The organism is Stappia indica (genome assembly GCF_009789575.1).
Lineage (GTDB): Bacteria > Pseudomonadota > Alphaproteobacteria > Rhizobiales > Stappiaceae > Stappia > Stappia indica_A.
The window spans coordinates 2,890,734-2,906,306 of the sequence record NZ_CP046908.1 but is presented as its reverse complement, the minus strand read 5'-3'; the positions used below and the strand labels follow the sequence as shown (position 1 = coordinate 2,906,306).

The 15,573-nt window shown below is 67.9% G+C and carries 17 protein-coding genes; 8 read left to right on the top strand and 9 right to left on the bottom strand.

Going from position 1 to position 15,573, the window contains the following annotated elements; genetic code table 11:
- The first annotated feature begins 94 nt into the window (after positions 1 to 94).
- A complete protein-coding gene (locus tag GH266_RS13695; RefSeq protein ID WP_158194321.1) occupies positions 95 to 1,285 on the top strand; it encodes a pyridoxal-phosphate-dependent aminotransferase family protein in 1,191 nt (396 codons plus the stop codon).
- 14 nt (positions 1,286 to 1,299) lie between these two features.
- Here the strand turns inward: GH266_RS13695 and pyrF are convergent, their stop codons facing one another.
- Positions 1,300 to 2,049 carry an orotidine-5'-phosphate decarboxylase gene (gene pyrF, locus GH266_RS13690; protein ID WP_158194320.1) on the bottom strand — a complete coding sequence of 250 codons (750 nt, stop codon included), beginning with the start codon at positions 2,047 to 2,049 and terminating at the stop codon, positions 1,300 to 1,302.
- 166 nt (positions 2,050 to 2,215) lie between these two features.
- On the opposite strand from pyrF, the gene hisB reads away from it, so the two are divergent.
- The 7 genes from hisB to coaA all read left to right on the top strand — a co-directional run bounded on the left by hisB (position 2,216) and on the right by coaA (position 7,184).
- Positions 2,216 to 2,809: an imidazoleglycerol-phosphate dehydratase HisB gene (gene hisB, locus GH266_RS13685; RefSeq protein ID WP_097174402.1), complete on the top strand. Its 594-nt coding sequence runs from the start codon at positions 2,216 to 2,218 to the stop codon at positions 2,807 to 2,809.
- A 21-nt stretch (positions 2,810 to 2,830) separates the two neighbouring features.
- Positions 2,831 to 3,355, top strand: coding sequence for a DUF2628 domain-containing protein (locus GH266_RS13680; RefSeq protein WP_158194319.1), 525 nt, complete (start codon positions 2,831 to 2,833; stop codon positions 3,353 to 3,355).
- Positions 3,356 to 3,418: 63 nt separating this feature from the next.
- Entirely contained in the window at positions 3,419 to 4,069 is a 651-nt protein-coding gene (gene hisH / locus GH266_RS13675) for an imidazole glycerol phosphate synthase subunit HisH (protein ID WP_158194318.1), read from the top strand.
- 31 nt (positions 4,070 to 4,100) lie between these two features.
- Entirely contained in the window at positions 4,101 to 4,832 is a 732-nt protein-coding gene (gene hisA, locus GH266_RS13670) for a 1-(5-phosphoribosyl)-5-[(5-phosphoribosylamino)methylideneamino]imidazole-4-carboxamide isomerase (protein WP_158194317.1), read from the top strand.
- A 99-nt stretch (positions 4,833 to 4,931) separates the two neighbouring features.
- On the top strand, positions 4,932 to 5,711 hold the full coding sequence (gene hisF / locus GH266_RS13665; RefSeq protein WP_158194316.1) for an imidazole glycerol phosphate synthase subunit HisF: 780 nt from the start codon (positions 4,932 to 4,934) through the stop codon (positions 5,709 to 5,711).
- Positions 5,712 to 5,787: 76 nt separating this feature from the next.
- Complete coding sequence (locus GH266_RS13660; RefSeq protein ID WP_158194315.1) at positions 5,788 to 6,111, top strand: phosphoribosyl-ATP diphosphatase; 324 nt, start codon at positions 5,788 to 5,790, stop codon at positions 6,109 to 6,111.
- A 98-nt stretch (positions 6,112 to 6,209) separates the two neighbouring features.
- Complete coding sequence (gene coaA, locus GH266_RS13655) at positions 6,210 to 7,184, top strand: type I pantothenate kinase (RefSeq protein WP_208996800.1); 975 nt, start codon at positions 6,210 to 6,212, stop codon at positions 7,182 to 7,184.
- 10 nt (positions 7,185 to 7,194) lie between these two features.
- On the opposite strand, the gene GH266_RS13650 is transcribed toward coaA, so the two are convergent.
- The 8 genes from GH266_RS13650 to GH266_RS13615 all read right to left on the bottom strand — a co-directional run bounded on the left by GH266_RS13650 (position 7,195) and on the right by GH266_RS13615 (position 15,536).
- Positions 7,195 to 8,505 (bottom strand): bifunctional folylpolyglutamate synthase/dihydrofolate synthase, encoded by a 1,311-nt coding sequence (locus GH266_RS13650; protein WP_158194314.1) that lies wholly within the window; start codon positions 8,503 to 8,505, stop codon positions 7,195 to 7,197.
- 126 nt (positions 8,506 to 8,631) lie between these two features.
- A complete protein-coding gene (gene accD / locus GH266_RS13645; protein ID WP_158194313.1) occupies positions 8,632 to 9,624 on the bottom strand; it encodes an acetyl-CoA carboxylase, carboxyltransferase subunit beta in 993 nt (330 codons plus the stop codon).
- A 55-nt stretch (positions 9,625 to 9,679) separates the two neighbouring features.
- Complete coding sequence (gene trpA / locus GH266_RS13640; RefSeq protein WP_158194312.1) at positions 9,680 to 10,510, bottom strand: tryptophan synthase subunit alpha; 831 nt, start codon at positions 10,508 to 10,510, stop codon at positions 9,680 to 9,682.
- Positions 10,511 to 10,673: 163 nt separating this feature from the next.
- Positions 10,674 to 11,837: an iron-containing alcohol dehydrogenase gene (locus GH266_RS13635; RefSeq protein WP_158194311.1), complete on the bottom strand. Its 1,164-nt coding sequence runs from the start codon at positions 11,835 to 11,837 to the stop codon at positions 10,674 to 10,676.
- A 51-nt stretch (positions 11,838 to 11,888) separates the two neighbouring features.
- A complete protein-coding gene (locus GH266_RS13630; RefSeq protein WP_158194310.1) occupies positions 11,889 to 13,277 on the bottom strand; it encodes an aldehyde dehydrogenase family protein in 1,389 nt (462 codons plus the stop codon).
- A 15-nt stretch (positions 13,278 to 13,292) separates the two neighbouring features.
- Complete coding sequence (locus tag GH266_RS13625; protein WP_158194309.1) at positions 13,293 to 13,697, bottom strand: type II toxin-antitoxin system VapC family toxin; 405 nt, start codon at positions 13,695 to 13,697, stop codon at positions 13,293 to 13,295.
- Positions 13,690 to 14,079 carry a DUF7662 domain-containing protein gene (locus GH266_RS13620; protein WP_158194308.1) on the bottom strand — a complete coding sequence of 130 codons (390 nt, stop codon included), beginning with the start codon at positions 14,077 to 14,079 and terminating at the stop codon, positions 13,690 to 13,692. The genes GH266_RS13625 and GH266_RS13620 overlap by 8 nt, the downstream gene beginning before the upstream one ends.
- Before the next feature lie 89 nt (positions 14,080 to 14,168).
- The gene (locus tag GH266_RS13615) at positions 14,169 to 15,536 is read right to left on the bottom strand and encodes a glutamine synthetase family protein (RefSeq protein ID WP_158194307.1); all 1,368 of its coding nucleotides are present in this window, start codon (positions 15,534 to 15,536) and stop codon (positions 14,169 to 14,171) included.
- Positions 15,537 to 15,573: the final 37 nt, after the last annotated feature.

Sequence of the window (15,573 nt, the reverse complement as noted above, 5' to 3'; positions counted from 1 at the left end):
GGCGGCCGGACGAGGAGCGATCCCACCCGCCCGCGCGGCGGGCCCGCCCTCACATTTCGGGCCGCCCTGCCGCGCAACCTCTCCGGAGCCTGCCATGACGCTCGCCAGCGGCCGTGAATTCCTGATGATCCCCGGACCGACCACCGTGCCGGACGAAGTGCTCAGGGCCATGCACCGCCCGGCAATCGACATCTATACCGGCTCGCTGGTCGGGCTGACGGACAGCCTGCTCGCCGATCTGCCGAAGGTCTTCGGCACCACCGGCAAGGCCTTCCTCTATGCTGCCAACGGACATGGCGCCTGGGAAGCGGCGGTGACCAACACGCTGTCGCGCGGCGACCGGGTGCTGGTGCTGGACTCCGGCCGCTTCGCCCGCGGCTGGGGCGAGATGGCGACGATGACCGGTCTTGAGGTCGAGGTATTGCCGGGCGACTGGCGCCGCGCCGTCGATCCGGCCGCGGTGACCGAGCGCCTTGCGGCGGACACCGCCCATGAGATCAAGGCGGTGCTGGTGGTGCAGGTGGACACGGCCTCGGGCGTGCTCAACGACATCGCCGCCCTGCGCAAGGCCATCGATGCGGCGGGCCATCCGGCGCTGTTCATGGTCGACACCATCGCCTCGCTCGGCTGCGTGCCCTACAAGATGGACGAATGGGGCGTCGACGTGACCGTCACCGGCGCGCAGAAGGGGCTGATGACCCCGCCGGGCCTCGCCTTCGTCGGCGCCAATGCCAAAGCGCTCGCCGCCCACGAGACGGCGGACCTGAAGACCTTCTACTGGGACTGGACGTTCCGGCAGGGCAGCGAGCACTACCAGAAATATTGCGGCACGCCGCCGGAGCACCTGCTCTTCGCCTTCCGCCAGGCGCTCGACCTGCTGCTGGGAGAGGGGCTGGACGCCGCCCATCGCCGCCACGCAATGCTGGCCGCCGCCGTGCGCGCCTGCGTCGCCAGATGGGCGGAAGGCGGCGCGATGGAACTGAACATCCTGGAGGACGCCCAGCGCTCCAACTCCGTCACCGTGGTGCTGACACCGGGGCTCGACCCAGCCGCATTGCGGCGCTGGTGCCAGGAGACCTGCAACGTCACCGTCGGCGGCACCATCGGCGAGATCGCCGGCAAGGGCATCCGCATCGGCCATATGGGCCATGTCAACGCCCCGACCGTGCTGGGCACGCTCGGGGTGCTGGAGCTGGCGCTGAAGGCGCTCGGCGTGCCGCATGGCGCAGGCGGCGTTCAGGCCGCAGTCGAGTGCCTGGCAGCAGGGCTCAAAGAGCCCCGCTGAACCGGCTGGCGCGCCTAAAGCGCGCGGTCGATTTCCTCGACGATGGCCTCCGCCGCGGCGCGGCGGTTGGCGGCCATAATCACCGGGCGTGCGACCACCAGGTAATCAGCGCCGGCCGAGATCGCATCGGACGGCGTCATGATGCGCTTCTGGTCGCCGGCCTCGGATCCCGCCGGACGGATGCCCGGGGTGACGGTGACGAGGCGCGGGCCGACCACGTTTCGCAGCGAGGCGACCTCCAGCGGCGAGCAGACGATGCCGCCCATATTGGCCGCGCGGGCATCTGCCGCGCGGGCAATCACCAACTCGTCGACGCCGCCGGCATAGCCGGCATCGTGCAGGTCGTCCTCGTCCATCGAGGTCAGCACGGTGACGCCGAGCAGGCAGACGTCGCCGCCGGCCGCGGCAAGCCCGGCAACGGCCGCGCGCATCGCCTTGGGATAGGCATGGATGGTGACGAAGCGCATGCCCATGCGGGCGATGTTCTCCACCGCCTTCATCACCGTGTTGTCGATGTCGAGGAGCTTGACGTCGAGAAAGATGCTGTGGCCGTCGCGGGCCAGCTCCGCGGCCAGCTCCAGGCCGCCGGCGAACTGCAGCTGCATGCCGATCTTGTAGGTGCCGACGGCACCCGCGGTCTCGCGCACGATGGCGCGGGCTTCCTCCACCGTCGGCACATCAAGGCCGACAATCAGGCGGTCGCGGGCGCTCGCCGGCGCGAAAGGGGACGGGTCCTCGTCCAGCGGAAGGGCAGCGCTTTGCATCGGCAGGTCTCCGGAACGTTGCAAGTGTCGAATTTCCGTCTTACCCGTGCAGGGCGATCTTGACCAGATCGCGGCACCGCGCGCGCAGGTATTTCATATCGGCAGGCGTCCTGTTACAAGGCTTCGCAGCCGGCAGCAGGCCGGCGACAGAAGGACAGGGTCGCCCATGCGCACCGCGAAGATCTCGCGCAAGACGAAGGAAACCGACATCGACGTCGAGATCGTCCTCGATGGGACCGGCGCCTATTCGGTGCAGACCGGCGTCGGCTTCCTCGACCACATGCTGGAACAGCTGTCCCGGCATTCGCTGATCGACATGACGATCCGTGCCAGCGGCGACACCCATATCGACTTCCACCACACGGCCGAGGATGTCGGCATCGCGCTCGGGCAGGCGCTGCGCCAGTCGCTCGGCGACATGACCGGCATCACCCGCTATGCCGACTGCCATCTGGCCATGGACGAGGCGTTGACCCGCTGCGCCCTCGATGTGTCGGGCCGTCCGTTCCTGGTGTGGGACGTCGCCTTCCCGCGCGACAAGGTCGGCGATTTCGACACCGAGCTCTTCGAGGAGTTCTTCCGCGCCTTCGCGATGAATGCCGGCATCACGCTGCATATCGCCAACCTGACGGGCAGCAACTGCCACCACATCGCCGAGACCTGCTTCAAGGCGGTGGCGCGGTCGCTACGCAAGGCGATCGAACCGGACCCGCGGCAGGCAGGCCGCGTGCCCTCGACCAAGGGCCAGCTCGGCGGCTGAGGCCGCCGGACGGAGGGACAGATGGCGATCTACATGGTGCTGATCCCGCCCGGTTCCTCGCCCGAGACGATGGGCGAGGCGGAGGCGCAGCGCACGGTCTTCATCCGCGACGGCTTCAGCTGGCTGGCGCTGCTCTTCACCCTTCCCTGGCTGCTGGTGAAGCGGCTGTGGCTGGTGCTGCTCGTCTATCTGGTGGCCGGCCTTGCCCTGGAACTCGCTTCGCGCTTCATCGGCGGGCCGATGCCCGGCATCGCCACCGCGGCGCTGTCGATCCTCTTCGCCTTCGAGGCGCACGGGCTGTGGCGCTGGACGCTGGAGCGGCGCGGCTGGCGCTTCGTCGCCGTCATCGAGGCGCAGGGGAACGAGGAGGCGGAGCGCCGCTTCTTCGCGCGGCTCGCCGCCCATCAGCGACACGCGCAGGACCTGCAGGCCGGCGGCAGCACGCCGCGGCCGGACGCTCCCCCGCCGCATCGGCCCGGCTATCCCGTGCCGCGGATCGGCGCCGAGCGGGTGGTCGGCCTCAGCCTTGCCCCGCATCGAAGCTGATCCAAGGCCGCCACGGGCCGCACCTTTCGACTTTCCCGCATTTCTGCCTGACGGAACGACCCCATGCTGATCGCCATCATCGACTACGGCTCCGGCAACCTGCGCTCGGCCGAGAAGGCCTTCGAGCGGGCAGCGCATGCCCATGGCAGCGGTGCGACCATCCGGGTAACCGCCGATCCGGACCTGGTCGCGCGCGCCGACCGGATCGTGCTGCCGGGCGTCGGCGCCTTTGCCGATTGCCGGCGCGGCATCCGCGCGATCGACGGCATGGAAGCCGCCCTCATCGAGGCCGTGGAGGCAAAGGGCCGCCCGTTCCTCGGCATTTGCGTCGGCATGCAGCTGATGGCGAGCCGCGGCCTGGAGTTCGAAACCACGGAGGGCTTCGGCTGGGTCCCCGGCGACGTCACCGCGATCACGCCGGACGATCCGCAGCTGAAGATCCCGCATATGGGCTGGAACACGATCCGCAAGCTTGCCGACCATCCGCTGCTCGCAGGGATCGAGACGGGCGAAAAAGGCCTGCACGCCTATTTCGTCCACTCCTTCCACCTGAAGGCTTCGGACCCGGCGCATGTCATCGCCACGGCCGATTACGGCGGGCCGATCACCGCGATCGTCGGACGCGACACGATGGTGGGCACCCAGTTCCACCCGGAAAAGAGCCAGCGGCTCGGCCTTGCGCTGATCGCCAATTTCATCGAGTGGGCGCCGTAAGCGGCCGCCATCACCACACGGAACACCATCCATGCCCATCCTGTTTCCCGCCATCGACCTGAAGGGCGGCCAGTGCGTCCGCCTGAAGCTCGGCGACATGGCGCAGGCCACCGTCTTCAACGACGATCCGGCCGCCCAAGCCCTCAGCTTCCAGTCGCAGGGTTTCAGCTACCTGCATGTGGTCGACCTCGATGGCGCCTTCGCCGGCGAGAGCCGCAACGGTGATGCGGTCGACGCGATCCTGAAGGCGACGACCAATCCGGTGCAGCTGGGCGGCGGCATCCGCACCCTTGCCCATGTGGAGGCCTGGCTCGCCAAAGGCATCGCCCGGGTGATCCTCGGCACGGTGGCGGTGCGCGACCCCGATCTCGTCAAGGCCGCCTGCAAGGCGTTTCCGGGCCGGGTTGCCGTCGGCATCGACGCGCGCGGCGGCAAGGTGGCGGTCGAGGGCTGGGCAGAGACCTCCGAACTGTCGGCCATCGAACTGGCCCGCCGCTTCGAGGACGCCGGCGTTGCCGCGATCATCTATACCGACATCGACCGCGACGGCGTGCTCGCCGGCATCAACTGGGACGGCACGCTGGAGCTGGCCGGTGCCACCTCGATCCCGGTGATCGCCTCGGGCGGCCTTGCCTCCATCGAGGACGTCAAGCGGCTCGCCGCGCCGGACTGCGCCGTGCTGGAAGGCGCGATCTCGGGCCGGGCGCTCTACGACGGCCGGCTCGACCCGGCCGAGGCCCTGAAGGTCCTTGCCGCTGGGTAATCTGCAAGCCGCCGCCGCCCTTGCGATCTTTCCCGGCTTTGCAGCACGGGGCAGGGGCTGTATGCTGCGACCGCGAAATACGTCGGGTAATCGCCTAACATGCTGAAAGCACGTGTCATTCCCTGTCTGGACGTCAAGGACGGCCGCGTCGTCAAGGGCGTGAACTTCGTCAATCTGGTCGATGCCGGCGATCCGGTGGAGGCTGCGAAGGCCTATGATGCGGCCGGCGCGGACGAGCTCTGCTTCCTCGACATCACCGCAAGCCACGAGAACCGCGACACGATCTTCGACGTGGTCCGGCGGACGGCCGAGGCCTGTTTCATGCCACTGACCGTCGGCGGCGGCGTGCGCCGGGTCGAAGACATCCGCAAGCTGCTGGTGGCCGGTGCCGACAAGGTGTCGATCAACACCGCAGCGGTAAAGAACCCCGATTTCATCCGCGAGGCTGCGGAAAAATTCGGCGCCCAGTGCATCGTCGTGTCCATCGACGCCAAGCAGGTCAACGCGCCGGGCGAGGCGGAACGCTTCGAGATCTTCACCCATGGCGGGCGCGAGGCGACCGGCATCGACGCCGTCGAGTTCGCCCGCAAGGCCGTGGAGCTGGGAGCCGGCGAGCTGCTGGTCACTTCGATGGACCGCGACGGCACCCGGACGGGCTTCAACCTGGCGCTGACGCGCGCCATCGCCGATGCGGTGCCGGTGCCGGTGATCGCCTCGGGCGGCGTCGGCACGCTCGATCATCTGGTCGAGGGCGTGCGCGACGGACATGCGACGGCGGTGCTCGCCGCCTCGATCTTCCACTTCGGAACCCACACGATCCGCGAGGCCAAGGACCACATGGCCCGGGCCGGCATTCCCATGCGGCTCGACGCAGCCTGACACCCTGGCCCCGCCACACCGGCCCGCACGCAAAGCCCCAACCGGGCGGCGCAGGGCCGCAGGAGACGTCCGACCAATGACCGGCTTCACACTGAACGACCTTGACCGCATCATCGCGGCGCGTGCCCGGAGCGAGGACGAGAGCTCCTACACCCGCAAGCTGATCGGCAAGGGACCGGCGAAAATCGCCCAGAAGGTGGGCGAGGAAGCGGTGGAGACGGCGATCGCGGCCGTGGCGGGCGATGCGCGCGAGCTGACCGGCGAGGCCGCCGACCTGCTCTACCACCTGCTGGTGCTGCTCAATGCGCGCGACGTGCCGCTGGCGGACGTGATGGCGGAACTGGAGCGCCGCACGGCGCAGACGGGCCTGGAGGAGAAGGCGTCGCGGCGGCCCGACTGACGGGACAGGCCTTGCGGCGGACTGCCCGGCGCGACCCGCGGGATGAACCCCGGGCCTCCCGAGCGAACGGCCGGACATCCGGCGGGATCGAGGATTGCATGGTCGCCATGGAACACAGCCTCAACAGGTTCACTGAGGACGATCTGTCGCCCTACCGGGTGTTTACCGAGGCCGAGTGGGCAAAGCTCAGGGCCGACACGCCGATGACGCTGACGGCGACCGAGGTCCGGCGGCTACAGTCGCTCAACGACCCGGTCTCCATCGGCCAGGTGGAATCGATCCTGCTGCCGCTGTCGCGGCTGCTCGCCTATTACGTGGAGGCGACCCAGCAGCTGCACCGCGCCACCTCGCGCTTTCTCGGCCGCAACGACGTCAAGAACCCCTTCGTCATCGGCATCGCCGGTTCTGTGGCGGTCGGCAAGTCGACGACAGCACGCCTGCTGCAGGCGCTGCTGGCGCGCTGGCCGGCAAGCCCGAAGGTCGATCTCGTCACCACCGACGGCTTCCTCTATCCCAACGCCGTGCTGGAAGCGGAAGGCCTGATGCGGCGCAAGGGCTTTCCCGAAAGCTACGACCGGGCGACGCTGCTGAAGTTCCTGTCGGACCTGAAGGCGGGGCGGCGGCATGTGCGCGCGCCGGTCTACTCCCACTTCTACTACGACGTGATGCCGGGGCAGTTCGTCACGGTCGACCGGCCGGACATCCTGATCCTCGAGGGGCTGAACGTGCTGCAGACGACCAATCTGCCGCGCGACGGCAAGGAAGTGCCCTTCGTCTCCGACTTCTTCGACTTCTCGATCTATATCGACGCCGAGGAGGACGTCCTGCACGAGTGGTACGTGTCGCGCTTCATGCGGCTGCGCGAGACCGCCTTCCGCGATCCCGGCTCCTACTTCAACAAATATTCCAAGGTGGGCGACGACGAAGCGCTCGCCATCGCCGAAGGCCTGTGGAACGAGATCAACCTCGTGAACCTGCGGGAAAACATCCTGCCGACGCGCCCGCGCGCGGACCTGATCCTGCGCAAGGCCGATACCCACGCGATCAACGAGGTGCGGCTGCGCAAGCTGTGAGCGCGCGGCCTCAGACCGGCTTCATGCCGTTGCGGGCCAGGACCTCTCCGGCGAGATAGAGCGAGCCGCAGATCAGGATGCGCGGCGGCACGTCGTCCCCGGCGGCCTGCTCGCGCACATGGGCGAGCGCGTCGACAAGCGAGGCATGGGCATCGGCCGCAAGGCCGGCCTCGCGCGCGGAGCCGGCAAGGCAGGCGGGATCGCGGCCGGCATCGGTCGTGGTCAGCGGCACGCAGGCGACCTCGCGCGCAAGACCGGCAAAGGGGCGGAAGAAGCCGACCGGATCCTTGGTCTTGAGCATGCCGGAGATGAGATAGAGCGGCCGCGGCCGGCGCTCCTCCTGCTCCGCCATCACCTCTGCAATGGTGATCCCGGCACCGGGATTATGGCCGCCGTCGAGCCAGAGCTCGCTGCCCGGCGGGCAGAGATCGAGCAGCGGCCCTTCCGTCAGCGGCTGCATGCGGCCCGGCCAGTCGACGGCCAGGAGCCCGGCCTCGATGGTCTCCGGCGCCGGCAGGCGCCCGGCAGCGCGCAGCGAGGCGATGGCCATCGCCGCGTTGACGATCTGGTGGCGACCGAACAGGCGCGGCAGCGGCAGGTCCATCAGACCTTCCTCGTCCTGGTAGACGAGACGGCCGTTCTCCTCGAAGGCGGTGAAATCCTGCCCGAAAACCTGAAGCGGCGCGCCCAGACGTGCAGCGATGCGCGAGATCACCTCAAGCGCCTCGTCCGGCTGCGGTGCGATCACTGCCGGGCAGCCGCGCTTGAGGATGCCGGCCTTTTCCGCCGCGATGTCGGCAAGCCGCTCGCCGAGATAGCGCTCATGGTCCATCGACAGCGGCGTGATGGTGGCCGCGAGGGGCGCATCGACGACGTTGGTGGCATCGAGCCGGCCGCCGAGACCGACCTCCAGCAGCAGCACGTCCGCCGGCTCCTCGGCGAAGAGCAGCAGGGCCGCGGCCGTCGTCACCTCGAAGAAGGTGATCTCCGCGCCCGCATTGGCCTGTTCGCAGGTGTCCAGCGCCTCGATCAGCCGCGCGTCCGTGACGATGCGCCCGGCAAGGCGAATGCGCTCGTTGAAGGAGACCAGGTGCGGAGAGGTGTAGACATGCACCTTGAGGCCGGCCGCCTCCAGGATCGCCCGCATGAAGGCGGTGGTGGAGCCCTTGCCGTTGGTGCCGGCAATGTGGACGAGCGGCGGCAAGCGGTCCTGCGGCCGCCCCAGCGCATCGAGCAGGCGCTCCATGCGGCCGAGCGACAGGTCGATCTCGCGCGGGTGCAGCGCCAGAAGTCGGTCGAGGATCGCTGTTACCTGGTCCATTGTCCTGCCCGCCCTGCCGCGCGGGGATCCGCACGGCTGCAGCAGCCCTCATGGTTACGGGATCTTTCGGGAACGCGGCAAGCCTGGCTGCGTCCACCCGTGTCGCGCCTGCGACAGCCCGGCCGTCTAGCGGCTCTCGCCGTCGGCTTCGCGGCTGCCACTCTCGGCTGCGGAAGAGGTCTCGCCGCCCTGGACGAGTTCCGGCGAGACCTTGGCCTCGTCTTCCTCGCGCGACGGCGTCATCAGCTCTTCCTCGTCCGGCAGGCTGACCTCGGCCTTCATCAGGATCGAGCAGACGCGGGCGATGGTCTCGGGCAGCTTGTGGCGATGCACGACCATGTCGACCATGCCGTGGTCGAGCAGGTATTCCGAGCGCTGGAAGCCCTCGGGGAGCTTTTCGCGGATGGTCTGCTCGATGACGCGGGGACCGGCAAAGCCGATCAGCGCGCCCGGCTCGGCCATGTGCACGTCGCCCAGCATCGCATAGGAGGCCGTCACGCCGCCGGTCGTCGGGTTGGTGAAGACGACGATATAGGGCAGGCCCGCATCGCGCAGCATCTGCACGCCGACGGTGGTGCGCGGCATCTGCATCAGGGACAGGATGCCTTCCTGCATGCGCGCGCCGCCCGAGGCGACGAAGAGCACGAAGGGCGTCTTGCGCGCAACGGCCGTCTGCATGCCGGTCAGCACCGCCTCGCCGGCGGCCATGCCGAGCGACCCGCCCATGAAGGCGAAGTCCTGCACCGCGGCGGTCATGTCCATGCCGCGCAGCTTGCCGGTCGCAACCGTGACGGCATCATCGAGGCCGGTCTTGGCACGGGCATCGCGCAGGCGGTCGGTGTAGCGCTTCTCGTCGCGGAACTTCAGCGGATCGGCGACGACCTCGGGGGTTTTCACCTTCTCGAACGAGCCGTCGTCGAAGAACAGCTCGAGCCGGCGTGTGCCGGAAATCCGCATGTGGTGGCCGGAATTCGGCACCACCCACTGGTTCGCCTCGAGATCGCGATGGAAAACCATCTCGCCGGTCTCGGGGCACTTGATCCACAGGTTCTCCGGCACGTCCCGCTTCTGCAGCAGGCCGCGGATCTTCGGGCGAACGACGTTGTTGATCCAGTTCAAGGCAGATACCGTCCGTTGTCTTGCATGTTCCCGGCCCTCACGCGGCCGATGCGGCTCAGCCGCGGGCCCGCGCGACGCCGCCGGCCAGTCCGCGCACCACCGAGGCCACAGCCTCGACCGTCGCAGCCGTTGCCCGGCCCTCGCCGTCGAGGCTCGTGCGCACCGCTTCCACCAGCACCGATCCGACGACGACGCCATCGGCATCGCGGCCGATCACCTCGGCATCTTCCGCCGTCTTGACGCCGAAGCCCACGGCAACCGGAAGCGAGGTGTGACGCTTGATGCGGCGGACCGCCTCGGTCACCCGGTCGCGGTTGGCGATGGTGGCGCCGGTGATGCCGGTCACCGATACGTAATAGACGAAACCCGACGTGTTGGCGAGAACGGCGGGCAGCCGCTTGTCGTCGGTCGTCGGCGTCGTCAGGCGGATGAAGTTGAGACCGGCGGCCATGGCCGGCAGGCAAAGCTCGTCGTCGGCCTCCGGCGGAATGTCGACGATGATCAACCCGTCGACGCCGGCCTCGACCGCCGTTTTGACGAAAACGGCGGGATCGCGCACGTAGATCGGGTTGTAGTAGCCCATCAGCACGATGGGCGTGTCCTGGTCGTGGCGGCGGAAGGCGCGCACCATGTCCAGCGTCTTGTCCATGGTCTGCCCGGCAGCCAGCGCGCGCTGGTTGGCGAGCTGCACGGGAATGCCTTCGGCCATCGGATCGGAGAAGGGCATGCCGAGCTCGATGACGTCGGCGCCGGCGGCCGGCAGCGCATCGAGGATCGCCTGGGAGGTGGCAAGGTCCGGATCGCCGGCCGTGACGAAGGTCACCAGCGCCGGACGGTTCGCCGCCTGCAATGCCGCGAAGCGGCGGTCGATCCGCGTGTCACTCATCTTGCCCGGTCCCACCCTGTCATCTGTCCTGTCGGCGCCGGCCTGCCGTCCGGCCGGTCGCGGCTTTCGCAGGCCGCTCATGCCCGCGAAAGCCAGTGGGGATGTAGGGGGCGGAGTACCCCCCTGTCAATTGGCGAAGCGTCGGCAACCGCCGACGCCTGCCTCAGAGGCGGCCGGTGAGTGCCGCGTCGAAGATCTCGGCTGCGCCCTCGAGGGTCAGCTCGATCGGATTGCCGCCGGCGGTCGGATCGACGATGGCCATTTCGGCGATCTTCGCGGCCTTGGCGCCGTCGACCTTCAGACCGTCCAGCGTATGCGGCACATCGAGCGCGGTGCGCAGGTCGAGCACCGCTTGCAGGAAGCCGTCGAAGCCGCCGGAGATACCGAGATAACCGGCGAGCCGGTCGATCTTGGTGGCGATGGCCGAGCGGTTGAAGTCGAGCACATAGGGCATGAAGACCGCGTTGGTCATGCCGTGATGGGTGTCGTAGAGGGCGCCGACCGGATGGGAAAGCGCATGGATGGCGCCGAGGCCCTTCTGGAAGGCGACCGCGCCCATGGCGGCGGCCGACATCATGTGGCCGCGCGCAACGAGATCATCCGGCGTTTCGGCGACGCGCTTCAGGTTCTCGAAGACGAGGCGCATGCCCTCGACCGCAATGCCATCGCCCATCGGGTGGTAGAAGGTGGAGGAATAGGCCTCCAGGCAGTGGGCGAGGGCGTCCATGCCGGTGCCGACGGTGAAGTAGCGCGGCATGCCCACGGTCAGCTCGGGATCGCAGATGACGATGCCCGGCAGCATCTTCGGATGGAAGATGACCTTCTTGGTGTGGGTTTCCTCGTTGGTGATGACGCCGGCGCGGCCGACCTCCGAGCCGGTTCCGGCCGTGGTCGGTACGGCGAGGATCGGCGCGATGCCGTCCGGATCGGCGCGGGTCCACCAGTCGCCGATGTCCTCGAAGTCCCACATCGGCCGGGTCTGGCCGGCCATGAAGGCGATGACCTTGCCCGCATCGAGACCGGAGCCGCCGCCGAAGGCGATGACGCCGTCATGACCGCCGGCGCGATAGGCGGCAACGCCCGCCTCCACGTTGGATGCGGTCGGGTTCGGCTTGATGTCGCTGAAGATGTCCGGCTCCAGGCCCGCCTGGCGCAGCAGCTCCAGCGCGTTCGCGGTCATCGGCAGGCGCGCAAGACCCGGGTCGGTGACCAGCAGCGGGCGCTTCATGCCGAGCAGGGCGGCGCACTTGCCGAGCTCCTTGATGCGCCCGGCGCCGAAGCGCACGGAGGTCGGGTAGTTCCAGTTGGCGGACGGAAGGGTGGTCATGTCCTGAGATCCTGAAAGGAAGGAAAGCGAAGCGGGGAGGTCTGCGCGCCGTTACGAGCGGGCGCGCAGGTGGAACGACTTCGGCCGCGTCAGCGACAGGTAGCCGATTTCCGACAGGGCGGCGCCCTTGCCGGTGTCCTTGACGCCGGTCCATACCAGCGCCGGGTCGAGATAATCGCAGCGGTTCATGAAGATCGTACCGGTCTCCACGCGGTCGCCGATGGCGATGGCGGCCTCCTCGTCGGCGGTCCAGATCGAGGCGGTCAGGCCGTAGGGGCTGTCGTTCATCAGGGCGATCGCCTCCTCGTCGGAGCGCACCTTCATCACGCCGACGACCGGGCCGAAGCTCTCCTCGCGCATCACCGACATCTGGTGATCGACGTCGACCAGCACCTGCGGCATCAGGTAGGGCGTGCCGTCCTTGTCCTGCGGGAAGCGCGCGCGGTCGACCAGGGCCTTCGCGCCCTTGCGCAGGGCCTCGGCGGTCTGCTCGCGCACATGGGCGGCAAAGCGCGCCTGCGCCATCGGTCCGAGCGTCGTCGCCTCGTCGAGCGGATTGCCGAGCGTGTAGGCGGAGGCTGCCGCCGCCAGGCCCTCGACCACCGCGTCGTAGTGCTTCTCGTGCACATAGACGCGCTCGATGCCGCAGCAGCACTGGCCGGAATTGTAGAAGGCGCCATCGGCCAGGTTCTCGACCGCGAAGGCGACATCGGCGTCCTCGCGGACATAGGCCGGGTCCTTGCCGCCGAGCTCCAGGCCGAGCGTCGCGAAGGTGCCTGCCGCCGCCTTCTCGATGGCGCGGCCGCCGGCGACCGAGCCGGTGAAGTTGATGTGGTCGATGTGGCCCGAGCCGAGCAGCGCCTCGGTCTGGCCGTGGTTCAGCACGATGTTGCGGAAGACGCCCTTGGGCAGGCCCGCCGCCTTGAACGCCTTGTCGAGCCGCTCGCCGACCAGCAGCGTCTGCGCGGCGTGCTTGAGGATCACCACGTTGCCGGCGATCAGCGCCGGGACGATGGTGTTGATCGCCGTCATGAACGGATAGTTCCACGGCGCGATGACCATGACGATGCCGAGCGGCTCGGGCCGCACGTAGCGGGTAAAGCCCGGACGGTCCGTGTGGTGGCGGGCCCGGAGCGACTCCTCGGCGATCTTGACCATGTAATCGGTGCGCTCGCGCGTGCCGCCCTTCTCGCCGCCATAGCGCACCGGCCGGCCCATCTGCCAGGCCAGCTCGGGCACGATCTCGTCGTTCATCGCCTCCAGCGCAGCGACGGCGGCCAGCACCGCCGAGCAGCGCTCGGAGAGCGGAGTGGCCGCCCAGGCGGCCTGTGCGGCGCGGGCCTCGGCCACGGCCTGGTCGATCTCGGCAGCACTCGCCACGGGACGCTCCGCATAGACGGAACCGTCGACCGGGGAAATCAGCTTCACTGTTTCAGACATGATCTCGGCTTTCATTTAGCACGCTAGAGTCTTTACGTGTCCCGCCTCGCCATAGGCGAGGATTGCGCGGTCGCGGGTGACGATGGTCAGGTCGTGTTCGCGCGCTGTGGCAATGAGGATCCGGTCCATGGGATCGTTGTGGACCGGCCCTGGCAAAAAGGAAGAGGCGACCAGAATGTCGGGGGTCACCGCCTCGACCTCGAGATCGGCGGCCTCGACGAAGTCGTTGAACCACCGCAATGGCGGCTTGACGGATGCCAGCCTCCCCTTGGCGACGAGCACTCCGAGTTCCCAGGCCGACATGGCGGACAGACTGACCGGCGACCCAGTCTCCAGCACCGCCAGAGCGTCCTCCGTGATCGGATCCCCCTGTGAGATCCAGATCATTGCGCAGGTGTCGAGCAGGAAGCGCTCAGCCATCGGCATAGACCTCCGCCCAGTCCGGGTCGGCCGGCATGGTGAGATCGGCTCCCTCGACAACGGTCAGCGTCCCTTTCATGCAACCATAGAGCCGTCCCGCGCGGCGTGGAGGCCGGGGCGATGCCGGCAGTACGGGGGGCCGGTTCCGGCGGAAGGTAAGTCGCTCCGTCGCCAGATCGACATTGGCGGTAACATAACCAGCTTCCAACCACACTTTAGTTATAACACTGTTGCTCGGATTGTTGCTCCACCAGGCACGATGCCGACGCGCGGAGGCGGGAAGCCGGTCGTCGATGAGCTTTTCGATCTCTGCAAACGTCATGGGAACCTGCTCAAGATGCTTGCTCTTGAGGTAGGAACCGAGAGGATCGTACTTGCGCATTGCAACCTCCGTGACCATCGCCCGGCGCTCCGGGCAATCCCACTTTACGATAAAATGCAACAGTGTTGCAATAGTACCTTTCTTGTTGGCTACCCCCGCTCGAAACCGCGGGCGAGCTCGTAATCGGTCACCACGCGGTCGAACTCCTCCTGCTCCCATTCCGCCGCACGGACGTAATGGTCGATCACCGCATCGCCGAAGGCCTGGCGCAGCATCTTCGACTTGCGCAGGGTCTCCGTCGCCGCGCGCAGGGTGCGCGGGATCTCCTTCAGCCTCCGCGACTGGTAGAGATCGCCGGTAACGGGTGCCTCGAGCTCCAGCTTCTCCTCGATCCCCCGGATGCCGGCCGCAAGCTGCGCGGCCAGCGCCAGATAGGGGTTGAGGTCCGAACCGCCGATGCGGCACTCGACGCGCACGCCCTTGGTGCCCTCGCCGCAGAGCCGGAAGCCGGCGGTGCGGTTGTCGACCGACCAGGCGGTCTTGGTCGGCGCGAAGGTGCCCTTCTGGAAACGCTTGTAGCTGTTCACATAGGGCGCCAGGAACCAGGTGTAATCCGGAGCGTAGCGGATCAGGCCGGCCATGTAGTGGTGCATCAGCTGGGACATGCCGTGCTGCGCATCCGCATCGAAGAAGGCGCTGGAGCCGTCCTTGTTCCACAGCGACTGGTGGACGTGGGACGAGGAACCGACGCGGGCATGATGCCATTTCGGCATGAAGGTCACCGCGCGGCCGTGCTGCCAGGCGATTTCCTTGGTGGCATGCTTGGCGATGGTGTGGTGATCGGCGCAGGCGAGCGGATCCGCATAGCGGATGTTCAGCTCCTCCTGGCCGGCCTCGGCCTCGCCCTTGGAATTCTCCACCGGAATGCCCGCGGCGTAGAGGTGATTGCGGATCGGGCGCATCACCTCCTCTTCCTTGGTGGTCTGGAGGATGTGGTAGTCCTCGTTATAGGCCGAGATCGGTTCCAGATCGCGGAAGCCCGAGCGACGGATGTCGTCGAAGCTCTTCTCGAACAGGAAGAATTCCAGCTCGGTCGCCATCTTGGCCTCGAGGCCCATGGCATCGAGACGGGCGATCTGGCCCTTGAGCAGCGCACGCGGCGAATGCGGCACCGCCTCGTGGTGGTGATGGTCGAGCACGTCGCACAGCACCATCGCCGTGCCGTCCAGCCAGGGCACGGGTCGCAGGGTCGAAAGATCGGGCTTCATCACATAGTCGCCGTAGCCGCCGGCCCAGCTGGTCGCGGCATAGCCTTCGACCGTATACATCTCGATGTCCGTCGCCAGCAGGTAGTTGCAGCAATGGGTCTCCTCGAAGGAGTGGTCGATGAAGTTGCGCGCATGAAAGCGCTTGCCCATCAGGCGGCCCTGCATGTCGACGGCGCAGACCAGCACCGTATCGATGGTGCCGTCGGCGACGGCGGCCTTGAGAGCGTCGAAAGAAAGATTGCCAGCCATTGGAACCATCATTGTCGGTTAAGCGGGGCGAAAGCGC